This is a genomic window from Mesorhizobium sp. NPDC059025, assembly GCF_042739655.1.
Classification (GTDB): domain Bacteria; phylum Pseudomonadota; class Alphaproteobacteria; order Rhizobiales; family Rhizobiaceae; genus Mesorhizobium.
Window position 1 is genome coordinate 75,125 of the sequence record NZ_JBHYIM010000010.1, and the last position, 12,575, is coordinate 87,699.

Consider the following 12,575-nt stretch of genomic DNA (forward strand, 5'->3'; position numbering starts at 1 on the left):
ACTTGACTACCAAGGGTGTCATTTCGCATTTTCATAAATTCGAAAAGCTGTGATCTACCGGGGTGGGCTTGACCGACGTGGACTTTTTGGGGGCAGTTGCGTCCAATGCAGGGGATGAGTTTCATGTTCTTTGGGCGGCTCGGGAGATGCTACGGCTGTTATCTCCCGACGGCGATGTGATTGCTGTCAAAGTAGAGGGCCTCCCGAGTGACGAGGCGCACAACCAACTTGGTGAACACGCCCAGGCTGCCGACGTAACGCTCACGCGCCAAACGGCAGAGGGCCAGGTTTTTCGCTATCTGCAGTTGAAATATTCGGCATCCAATCCCCAGGAGAATTGGACCTGGTCTCGATTGTTGGCCCGCCGCTTGCCAACAAAGCCACAAAGCAGCGTCCTCGGCAAGCTAGCTGGATTGATGAAAGCGGTCGCGTTCAAGGGCGACTTCGCAATCATCACCAACCAACACCTATCGAAAAGCGTCGCGTTGGACATCGAGCGCCTCACCGCAATCAGGCGCAAGCAGACGCCCAAAGATGCCGAGCTCACTAAAACGCTGTCCAAAAGGCTCGGACTGGGTCAGAAGCAGTTGCTTGCTTTCCTGCGGTCATGGGATCTTTCCGGGTTTTCGGCCGCATCAAGACTCAGCATGGAGAGCGAGGTCCTTCAACACCTTGTCAACATGTATGATGCGGACGCGCGCGACGACGCCAATCTTTTGCAGAAGCGCGTCGCGACACTCATGTTGCCCGAGAGCCGCAGGGAGCCGCCCGTCACCCGCGAAGTCCTAGCGACGTGGCTCGGCGTTGGCAACGAGCGGATGCTCTATCCCGCCACCTCGCGTATGAAAGCGGCAACCCCCTATCTGCGACGCGAGGTGATGAAGACACTTGGAGCCAAGTTGGTGGCGCCGCAGTTGAGACCCTTGCGTGTCCATGCCGGCGGCGGATGTGGCAAGACCAGCCTCTTGTGCGATCTTGGATCTGTCTTGCCGGAAGGCTCGGAGGTCTTCCTCTATGACTGTTATGGTGGTGGGCTCTTTCTTGCCTCCGATCAAAAGCGCCATCTTCCGGAACAGGCTTTTGTACAAATAGGCAACGAACTCGCGGCTCGGCTTAGGACTCCGCTTGTCGTTCGCAGGCAAGGCAGCATCGATGTCTTCGATGCATTCCGCAACCGTGCCGCTATAGCGGCTGCGCTCTTGGCTGAACGCAGTCCCGACGCCGTTTTGGTTTTGTGTTTCGATGCGGTCGACAATGCGCGCAAGGGCTCGCTTCACTGGCATGAGCCCTGCTTCGTTGACGTGATGAGCGAGGCATCTGGTTGGCCGGACAATGTCCGTATCATCCTGAGTTGCCGGTCAGCACGGCTCAGCGAGGTCGGCTCCCAACACCTATTTGAGGATTTCGAAATCAGTCCTCTTGACGAAGGCGAAGTGAAGAGACTGGTCGCGCTATGGCAACCAAACTGGCCGGCTGACCTAGCATCGACATTCAAGGACCTCACCGGAGGCAATCCACGGCGTCTGGTTTATGCGATCGAGGGATTGCCTGACAATGGCGCAGGGCGTGCGATCGAGAGGCTCATGCCCAAGGCGGAAGGTATCGATCCGCTGTTCAAACAGCGGGTCTCCGAGGCCGGCAAACATTTCGGAGATCCGAACAAGATTTGGCAAATCTTGGACGCCTTGGCGCATCTGCCCAGGCCTGTTCCTGCACAACTGCTCGCCGCACTTGCCGGCATCACGCCGGCGGATATCCGAGACATAGCGGGCGACATCGGCGGTATTGTAGAGCGTCAAGAAGGTTGGTCCTTCCATGATGAGGACTTCGAGGCTTTCGTGGTCGACCGTCCTGACAATGGGGGCAAGGCATTGCTTGCGCGGGCAGCCGATCTGCTTCTACAAACCCGGCTTGACGACCGTTACGCAGCGACAAGTGTCGCGGAAGTGCTGGCCTCGGCCGGCCGCCTCGATGCGCTCTACATGCTGGTCACGCAAGAGGAACAGCCTTCTTCAGTCCTTTCGTCGCTCGAAGCGCAGTTCGTGTGGTCGCGACGCCTTGGTCTGGCCATTCGCTGCTGCCGTGAGGCCTCCGATATCGGAAACGCTTGCAACTTGCTAATTTCCTCGGCCGATGCGCTCAGCCGGACGGAATTGCTCGAGGCACTGACCGTGGACAACCTCGACCTGTCAGTGCGTTTCGCCGCAGAAGAAGCCAATCGGCTGGTCATGGTGGGCCAGAAACATACGAGCAAGCGTGCACGTCTGCGCATCGAATTGGCACGCCAAGCCGCGTCCACCCAGCCCGGCTTGGCCAAAAGCCATCTGCGTTGGTGGGACGCACATTTGCGCGAGCTGCGTAAAACGGGGCGTCCCGGCAACTTCTCGATCAAGGCGCAGGATATCGCCGCCGAATACACCGTTTATGCCGCGCTTTATGGAGAGGAAGAGGCCTTTTCCCGTCTCTTTGACTGGCACCCAAAATCTGCGCTGCTTCCAGTATTCCATCTGCTTGCAGCACACGCCGCAGGCCGTAACCGGCAAGCGTTGCGCCAAGCCATACTCGCCCGACCGTGGCCGGTGCGGACCTTGGCTGCGCTCATGGCTGCGGCGCTGTTGGCAGGAACGGACATAACCGCGCCCGAGATGCGCGATGGTCTTGAGCGCCTCGCCCGCGCAACGCCTGCGCGGTGGCCCAAAGCAGTCTATTCAGGGAGTTCCCGCGCTTCGGTCCTTGCTTGGGACGAAGCGCTGCTGTTGATCGCAGAGTGCGCTGTTGGACACGTAGATCTTCATCCGTCTCTCGGTCAGTTGCTCGGGCGTGCGTTCCCCAAGCCGGAATTAGAACAGCCTCACGACCTATACCGCCTACGTTCAGCCGGGGCTCGTCACGCCCGTGTCCATGCCCTACGCGAGAAGCTCTTAGGCGTCATCGAAAAAGTCTCGGAATGGCTACCGCCGCAACGCAGAGTGCCACCACCTCCGTCGACGCAGAGGCGGAGTCAGAGAGACGAACGAAGGCCTGAGCAGCTCTGGAATGATGCGCTCCAAGAGGCCATTCCGGTTTACACGCGGCTTGTCGATGCAGCTCGAGCGACGCTCGAAGGGTTAGCAGGCGACCCAGTGACGGCGTGGCTGAAGGTCACCAAGGTTCTCGATCTTTCGCGCGCCTACAGCGATAGCTCTAAACGTGATCCCGATACGGCGCTTCTTTTGATGCGTAACCACTTGCTTCATATGAGCCTGCGCGGTGGCGATATCGCGCAGTTGATCCCGCAAATGCGCGAGGTGCTGCAGAGCTGGGCGGCAGACAATATCGAGCGCTGGCACGACATTGCTGAGACGCTGACCTTGGTTCCACACGCGCATGACACCGTGCTGGAAATACTGACGGGGTTAGCAACTGAGATAGAGGCCCAGCCTCTACCTGCAAGTAACCGCGTCAAACTCCTTGCCAAATGCGCGCGCATCGCGCTGCCCCTCGATGAGACCATGGCACAGTGGTTGTTTGGCAAGGCAGTTAATGCCACGACAGCGGTCGACTTCGAAGCACACAGCGCACTTGCTGCGGCAGGCGCGATGGCAAGAAGCGGTCTCGAGGGTGCGCATGCCCAAACAGCTCGATTTGCCGCCCGCCTCGCGAATGCTGCGGGAGCCGTTGTCGAATCCCTGGGCATCGGAGACGATTTCGACTGGGGGATGGCGGCGAGCTGGGTGGCCGCAGCAAATCTTCCAACCGGCCTCGCCGCAGCAATCCGCTGGCATGAGCGGGGTCTGGTTTCACTTCATCACAGCCTGCCGCCGGTTTTGCGATCCAATAGTACCTTCACATTCGCTCAGCGCGCCGCTCTGGCGACGCTGTCCACCGAAGAAGGCATAAGCATCGATCTGGCGTTCGGTGAGCAAAGTCCGTTGCCTGACTGGAGTGTGGAACTGGCACTCGATGCGCTTCGGCAGAACGGCGACATAGAATTCTTTCTTGCGGGATTGAAGGCGCTTAAGGATCGCGCGGGTGTCGGTGCACGCCAAGTGATCGACGAAGCGCAACGCCGTGGTGACGTGCTGGCGGCTTGGCGCGAGGCAGAAGCGACCTCCGTCGATGTAGATGCTGTCGGACCTCGAAAAGTCGACACGACCCAGCGGCGAGGCGGCGGCGCGCCCATTGGCGATCCGGCAGGCATCCGTGCTGCACTTAACTTCTACAAAAACGATCGAGTACTTGGAGCGCAACAATTCATTGAAGTGGCGCAGAGAATCCAAAGCCGGGCGCTTAGAGTGCCTTTCCTTGAGGCAGCACTCGAATTGGCTGGCACCGATGGAGCCTTGGGCAAAGCCGTTCCGAAAATCCTGGGTACTTGGTCCGACTATCCACCAGTGGCGGAATGGGCGGGCAGGCGTCTGCCAGAATACATAGCGGGCGCGCTAAATCGGCTGCTCGATGGGGGCTATCAGGACACAACGACGCTAGACGCCGTCCTGAACGCAACTGGGCTCGGGCCCGGCGAGCAGGCCAATGTACTGCTTGACGGGATTGAACGCGAGGGCGAACGCATTTCCGCCCACTTGCTGTTCGTTCTTACAGGATTGATCGCTGCGAGAGCTCCTGAGGACCGTCGTGCCAAGCTTTTCGACCTGCTGTTGCTACGGGTAGAGACACGGACTTCGCATCCACCGAAAGTAAACTTGGGAGGACCCCTCGCGCCCGAGGATGTCGGTGAAAATGTTGCCAGAAGCCTGTTCGCGGCAATGGGGGACATGGACCGGCGCATCAGGTGGCGTGCCTCACATGCTGCCCTTGTGCTGCTGCGCGGCGGCGACACGGCCTGGGATCGGCTTGTGGAGTGCCTCTCTGACGAGGATACAGACCTTTACAAGGGCGAGCCTTTCTATCGGCATGGCGCGCTTGAGCAACTTATGATGGTCGTCCAACGCGCAGCGCTGGAGAGACCAGCGGCTGTCGCCCGGCACACATTACTTATCCTTCAAACGATCCGCCGTGATCCGCACTTGATCGTGCGGGAGCTCGGACGATCCACACTGTTATCGCTCGACGACACGCGGACAATCAGCCTCCAACCTGCCGATCGTGATTTCCTTGAGAAACTAAACCGAAGCCAGTTGCCACCGGTCGAACAGAACGAGAAATCCTTCCGGCACCAGCGTTCGCGCGAAGACGAGCGAAGACGAAAGTATCGTTTCGATGAGACCGATGCGATTCCGTATTGGTATCAGCCGATTGTGAAACAATTCGACATCACGATGGATGCGTTCCTCGATCGGCTTGAACATTGGCTGCACGATAAATGGGGTTATGTCGAAACGACAACCCATTGGGTACACGAACCTCGTCGCGAGCGCCTGGAGCATGTCGACACCTCCACCGATCGCCGACATGGCACTCTGCCCACGATCGAACGCCTTAGCTACCACATCGAATGGCATGCGATGATGTGCGCTGTCGGCGAATTGATCGTCGAGCAGCCGCTCGTGAAACAAACCGGCGGAAAAGACCACCTCAAGGAATGGATTTACGAAAGCATGCCGACGCTCGAACCGTACTGGTTGAGCGACCTGCGGACAGCAGCACCAGCCGAACCGCGCTTCTGGGGCGTAGCACAGGCCGCGCAGCAGCATTTCGTAGGGAACCTTGAGGAGCGCTCTGCGCAGGCAAGCCTCTGGGGTCGAGCGATACCATCCGAGATATTCGACACGGAGGTCTCGACAGATGGCCGGCAGGTTGTAGCCGCGCATTTTGAGCTGCGTTGGAGCAACGTCACACAGCATGTCGACATATGTTCGGCTTTCGCAACCCCGCAAACTGCCCTGTCGCTTGCCAGGGCACTAGCCACTGCGGACAACCACATGGACTTCGCGCTGCCAGACGCGAGATACCACCAAGACATCGATGCTCCCGGCTTTAAACTTGCAGCATGGCTGAAAACATCGGAGCGTGACCCTCTTGCCGACAAATTCGACACACGGCGCGGCTCTGTTTCGGGCATTCCGGTGCGCCCGACCGGTGTGACACGCTCGGAACGGTTGGTCTTCGATCTTGCAAGCTCAACATGGCAGTCACCGGAGGGCACGGCAGCCATTGCGATCGATCAGTGGGGTAGCGGAGAAAACCACAATGGCCATGGCTGGCGTGCGACCGCCGATAGTGCGTTCCTAAAGGATCTACTTGCGCGGACCAACCACAGCCTCATCATCCTCGTTGAGATCTCACGCCAAGTTCGAGATGAGGAGATCAGCAGAAATCCGAAGCGATGGGAGCTCTATACCCTCGACGCCGCCGGTAAGCTGGTACGAGCGGAGCGCCACCGCCGTGATCTCGGGCGTTATTTCGTCCGACGCGAAGGATTGGCCAACAGCGTCGATACACTCGGCCGCTGGATGCTGCACCGCATCGCCGAGCTTGCTGAGATGCGGAAAAAAACCGATCCTGCCGAACGCAGCGCGCTCGATAGCGATATCGACGATTTGTGCCAAGCTTACCGCAAACGCAGGCGCGACTGGCAGTAGCCAATGATGAGGCTTCGGCATCGACTGGAAACCTCCGTGCTCCCTCATGATTGTAGGACGATCGCTATTCCCTTCAAGCCGTCCGATGCGTCCCGATCAAAAGGCTGAAACTCGATAATGTTCGCAGACACCGAAGAGATTGGCATGCCTTTAGACTCGTCCCAGCAATCCAAGCAACGCCGACTGAAGGAAATCCTTCAAGAGGAAATCAGCGCCGGTGATTTCGAGCATTTGACAGCGGCGTTAGTCAGCCGGCTACTTAATGTTGGCATCGCCGTAGCTAAATCTGGATTTCAGTTCGGCGGAGACGCAGGACCTGGCGGCCGTCAGGAGCGCCGCTTCCGCATCGAAACCAAGCGCTACGCGGATACCACTTCGTTAAGCCAGCGAGAACTGCTGGGCGAGCTCGATCATGCGATGCAACGCGATTCAGCACTAGAAGGTTGGTTCTTGACAGCCACCAGAGAGGTCCCGGAGCAGCTTGAGGAGGACCTGCTGTTACATGGTGAGAAAAACGGCGTTCCTGTTGTAGTGATCGATTGCAAATCCAATGACGACATCTGGAGCTTGACAGCTCTATGCTCCGCTGATCCTGAAATTCTTGACTCATTGGTATCAAAGGAGGCTGGCGATATCGTTCGAGACCTGGAATCGCTCGCTCTTGGGCAACGGCAACGTCTCGAGCGCGACTGCCAAGCTTGGCAACTCGGCTTCGAAACTTTGCGCAAGGCCTGCATGGGCGAATTGCAGCGGATATGGGAAACACCGCAGGCAGCCATTGCCAAGCTAGGTCAGGACGCGGCCGGAGGCTACCGGCCAGATCGCGTGCAGCGACGCAATGCCAGCCAAGCACTTGATAGATGGTGGATTAACGCAGCAGGCAGCAATGTGCCTGCGGCGATTGTCGGTTCAGATGGGGTCGGCAAGACCTGGGCAGTTCTGGATTGGCTCAACTCGAAGCGCGAAGATTTGCCGATCACACTCGTGATACCGGCATCGATGGTATCAGGGACGCGCGTCTCCAGTTCCTCGGACATGCGACGTTTCATCGCCGACCTTTTGGTCGACATCACAAAAGTGAGAGACCACGAACATTGGACGGCGCGCCTCAACAAACTCCTTCATCGCCCAGCCGACGACGGACCGGTTTTGACTCTGGTGTTCGATGGCCTCAATCAAGTCTCGGCAATTCCCTGGATTGATTTGTTTAGGACTCTTCAGGATGAAGAATTTATTGGACGAGTTCGTTGGATGGCGACGACTCGCGCCTATCACTTCGAAGAAAAGTTGAGATCTTTGACGGGTCTTAGCATCCAGCCGGAGCGCATCGATATCGGTCCCTACGACGATGCCGAACTCGACATAGCTCTGGCCTACAAATACCTTAAGAGAGAGGATTTACACCCCGAACTGATCCCCTTGGCGCGAACACCGAGGCTCTTTGCTCTGGTCATCAAATTTCGGGACCGTTTGATCGAAGCGGGCTCCATCACCCCACATCGACTTCTTTGGGAGTACGGCAAGGACACACTCGGTCCCCAAGGTGGCCGCGCTTTCAGCGAAAGGGAGTGGCGCGAGTGGCTGCAACAACTGGCCACAAAGGTCATCGATGGAGGCGCCAGATTCTCTCGCAAATCCCTTGCTGAAAGCGCTGGGCGCGAGGACCTGAACGAATCTGAGGTCTTTGCACGTATGAGCGACCTGATCGACGGCAATTTCGTCAACATCACCGCATATGGCTATGAGGCAACGCCGACCATCGTAGCGCACGCGTTGGGACTAGCGCTGCTGATCCACTTAGATGAGGCTGGCGACAGCGCTGAGCCGGAACTTGATCGCTGGCTCGATGCGATCGCCGGCCTTGACGAGCGCGCTGAAATCCTGCGGGCCGCTATCTCGATTATGGTCGCACGAGCTGTACACCTGCCCGACTATGCTCAGATGATTGTGGTATCCTGGCTCCAGAGCCAGAATATCCCAGACACGCACTTTTCCGACTTAATCGGTCTGGCGCGATCCCTAGTCGCTCCTCTGCTCAGTGCGATCGAAAAAATAGCATATGTGCATCGTTCAGCCCGACAATGGGCTGTCGAATCTATCCGCTCGCTTCCGCGCAACGATACCAAACTGGGAGCCCTAGTCGTTGCAAAGTCATCGCAATGGCTCAGGGTCGTCTCGCGCGATGTAGAAATGAGAAGGACTGACAATGGCGAGGCCGAGGCCAGACGCAGCGCCCGCCTGATTGAAAGGATTGGAGTAGATCGCTCGGGGGCCATCACTATCCTTGGAACAGACGTGACGCTTGTTGATCACTCATCGAATCCCGCAATAGAAACGATACCGACCCTGATCGAAGGCTTCCCCCTTAAGGCGGCCATTCCCGTGTTCGAAGCTGCGGCCTTAGCATTTGCCATAAACTCTCACGATGATATCTGGAATGGGCTCAAATGGTTGGTCCTCTTCAACGCACTTGATCACGACGAGACCGCTGGGGCTATCCGCATCAGAGCCATGGAAATTCTCGCTCTTGTGCCCGAGCAAGGCATTCACCCCGATATCGCCAAGCGCGTCGCGGCGCTTTTGCTCTGGCTGATATCGTCCGACGAAGACGATGCTGTAGCTCACTCCCTGAGTCCAGCGCTCTATTCCAACTGGAGCTATGACAAAGACTATCTGGCAAATCCTGGCAGGAGTTTCCTTGCTCTCGAAAGACGTCATGTCAATCAAGTGCTTGACGACAAGGAGCTGACATTGACATGGCGTCTCAGCCGGACCGAGACAATGTGGTTGGATCCGGCATTTTCCCCGCCGCCGGACGTCATTGACGAGATCAGGGCAAGTTACGTTGGTTTTCCAGTCAACGAACTCGACACGCAAATTTCGCAAACGAAAACCGACTTTGAGTTCGAGGAAAATGAGGTCTTTCTTGCCAGGGCTGTTCCAGATGTCCTTGCCGAATTGATCCGGGAGAAACTCAAAGGACTGGGCGCTCGACCAGCAAGTTCAAGGTTCTGGGTGGGCGCTCGCATCCGCAAACATACGCTCCTGTGGGATAGCGCCAGCGTCGAAGCGGCGCGCCAGTTGCGCGAGTCGTGTCGAGAGGAAACCGAAGACAGGGAAATGTTTGTCGGCTCGAACTTGATGATGATCGAAATCTTGGACAGAGCTGGCATCGACCAATTCAACACTGCGCTCAACGCACAGTTGGGGAACGATGTAGACTTCGAAGAGATCCTTGGGGAGTTGTCAGTCGATCAGGTCGATGAAATGATTTCGCGCTTCGGTGATCGCGGCGCGCCGGTGGTCGAAGCCCTGTTGGCCCTGCTCCTGTCAGCACATGTGCCGCTGAGCGAGGCCGCCTGGAATTGGCTGACGGAGCAAGCTCTTTCGGGCGAGACCAAGGCTCAGCGTTCGATAGCATTTGAGATTCTCACCATATCCGACGCTAAGCGATTTGGTGCGGCATTGCTCGATCGCGATTGGGGCTGGGCACCTAGCGGATTGCTACTGGTCAATCATTATGGATCGCAAGCAGTCGCCGAGGCAACGAGAAGCGTGCCCTTCGATCAATTGGTCATACGTCTGGCACCCTGGTTGCTGTTAGCGATCGCGCGCCAGCGGGGCAGCAGCACTCAGGAAACGTTGCTGGCAGCACAAATACTGGATGTAGTGCTGCGGCCCGCGACATTAGAAATGCCCGACCTAGGATCGAGAATAACGGTTCATTCCGATCGCAGAGAGGATCATCCATTTTCCTTCTCCCTGACCCCTCGTCCCGTTGAGGATGAGGGCGACCCAGCCGAGAAATTCAGAGCGATGTTCGATAACAAAAGTAGGGAAGAAGCTCGTCACCGTGCCGTCGAAACAGCCTTGGAGCGCATGGAAGACGCTCGCCAAGCGGGGGCCAGTCTGTATCTAATCACCTTTCAAAGTGAGGATCTCACGCCAGTCTTTAAAGTTGCTCCCGATTTGATCGCCGGCTGGGTGGAAGGCGCTATTGGTGAGACCGCTGACTTCCGGCGGCGCGTGTTGCTGGCGGAGGGTTTCTACATTGCGCTGTGCGAGGCGGCATTGCAGGAAAATCCTGAGCTCGGCATTACGCTATGGCGGGCGCTGAAGCGGATCGGGACATCAGGGTTCATCGGAGCATCTGGAGTACCAGAGCTGATTCACATCCCTTTTCGTGTTCGGCCGACACCTCAGTCGGCACAAATCCTCGATGAGCTCGTGGATATTTCCAATGCCCGGACAGACAGGGATCTTCTCGATCTTGCCATTGCTGCCAGCCTGAATGGACGTGGCGAATGGTTGGACGAGATGATTGACCGAGATGCACACTCAGACAAAAGGTGGCAACGATGGCGCTCAGAGGTTTTGGCGGGGTTTAGAACCGGAAACACCTTGCCGATCGACGAGGCCTGGGCGGAGGGGGTGCTGAGTGCAACAGAGCATCGCCAGGTTGAGGCCGCCAGATGGCGTCTAGCCGAAGCTGAGGCCCTACATTGGTGGGAAGCCTATTTGTCGGCTCCCACCGAGGCTGATGCCTACGCCGCCTGGATCCTTTTCGAGAAATGCGCGGATCGTCGCATACTTTCTAGGGTGAAAGCAGACTTGCCGAAAGCGCGCTCCGTCAACCGACTGGACCGTCTCAAGCGCGCGCACGCGAAATTCAATCAGGGAGACCTGCGCAGGGCAATTGAGAAAGCCGAGAAGAAGCTCGGCGAGAATTTTCTCGGGCGCAAGATCTACCGCGGCATCAGTCCGTGGATTACGGACTAGCCGAACGATGATCCACTCATCAGCCCGAAGCCAATCAGCATTGAGCTAAGAGCGCTTAATGTTCGCGCGATACTCATTTACCGGTCCGGTACCATAAGCTATATGCCTGAAGCGACGTGATGATAGCACAGGTCTTGATATTTCAATTTCCTGTGGAAAATGGAATCGAACCACCGGTATGATTTTAAATTGGGTAAATTCGCGGGTAATTGATCTTATCCACACTCGACATTAATTAACATATTCAAATAGTTATTTGAATTATTCGATTCCGCCCCTGGCACCATTCTTTTATCTCACGCCAATTCGCTTCGCTCACGGCTCCGATGGGGCGGCGTCTATACTCCGAGCGTGCCGGTCGTTCCGAAAATTGAGATCAAAAAAGCGCCGCCTGGGAGAACCAGAGGCAGCGCGGGTCATCACAGGTTGGGTGCCCTGTCCAACGGTCGACGGCCTAAAATCGGGAAAATGGCGGCCGGCGCAAGGGATGCAGTTGCGGCTGCGCCGGCCTAACGCCGGTTAGGCTCCCAGCGCCATCGGCGACGCTATCGAAGACATTTAGCCAGCACATCTTCCATATGGGGTAGAGGATAGTCCCGCTCGACCGGATTTGCCGCCAGGTTCCCCAATGGCGCTCCGGTTCATTGACGCTTTCGCCATCGCGGATAAACTACCGCCATGTGGCGCAACCTGCCTCCGTTGCGGAAGGGTGACGCAAGGGCGATGGTCATCGCTTTTGCCCTTGGCACCGGAAGGTCAACCACGGCTTCGGAACAGGATGGGACTGCGTGCGCATGGATCACGGCGACCCACTCTGTACGAAATCGCGACCCTGACGCGGCCACCTGTTCACTTGCCGAACCAGATGCCGACACCCGGGCGATTGCGAAAACCAGAACGCAGTGCGCAAACAATCGCTAGATGGAGCCGGCCTCCTTGCGGATCAGGCCCGCGACGACCTGCTCAGCCTCCCGCAGGAATGAACGCAGCTGACCGGGACTGGTTGTCTCGGCATGAGCCTGCATGTCCAGAATGTCGAGATAAAGCTCGACGGTGCGCTCATAGAGATGCGGGACCGTATTCGACGGACGCGCCCTGTTCAGCGCATTGGCGTATTTCTCCGAACCGCCGAAATGTCCCGGCCTTTTGTTCTCGTGCAATTCCGGACACAGGATCGCTACGCGCTTCTGCTGCTCCGGCATGGTCAAATCAGACATTTCGATCACTCCAGCACCGCCGCTGGCCCTAACGATGGAATTGTTCAGTCCGAGGCCA

3 protein-coding genes are annotated in these 12,575 nt (G+C 57.5%); 2 read left to right on the forward strand and 1 reads right to left on the reverse strand.

Features of this window, described 5'->3' with window-relative positions; all coding sequences use genetic code 11:
- The first annotated feature begins 68 nt into the window (after positions 1 to 68).
- Positions 69 to 6,521, forward strand: a complete 6,453-nt coding sequence (locus tag ACFWYE_RS22435) for a hypothetical protein (protein ID WP_379114393.1) — start codon at positions 69 to 71, stop codon at positions 6,519 to 6,521.
- A 117-nt stretch (positions 6,522 to 6,638) separates the two neighbouring features.
- Positions 6,639 to 11,300 carry a hypothetical protein gene (locus ACFWYE_RS22440; RefSeq protein ID WP_379114395.1) on the forward strand — a complete coding sequence of 1,554 codons (4,662 nt, stop codon included), beginning with the start codon at positions 6,639 to 6,641 and terminating at the stop codon, positions 11,298 to 11,300.
- Between the two features lie 917 nt (positions 11,301 to 12,217).
- Here ACFWYE_RS22440 and ACFWYE_RS22445 read toward each other — a convergent pair.
- Complete coding sequence (locus ACFWYE_RS22445) at positions 12,218 to 12,517, reverse strand: hypothetical protein (protein WP_379114396.1); 300 nt, start codon at positions 12,515 to 12,517, stop codon at positions 12,218 to 12,220.
- Positions 12,518 to 12,575: the final 58 nt, after the last annotated feature.

Excerpts from the sequence above, each read along its gene's own strand:
- ACFWYE_RS22445 (WP_379114396.1), bottom strand. The coding sequence starts at position 12,517 with ATGTCTGATTTGACCATGCCGGAGCAGCAGAAGCGCGTAGCGATCCTG.
- ACFWYE_RS22440 (WP_379114395.1), top strand. The coding sequence starts at position 6,639 with ATGTTCGCAGACACCGAAGAGATTGGCATGCCTTTAGACTCGTCCCAG.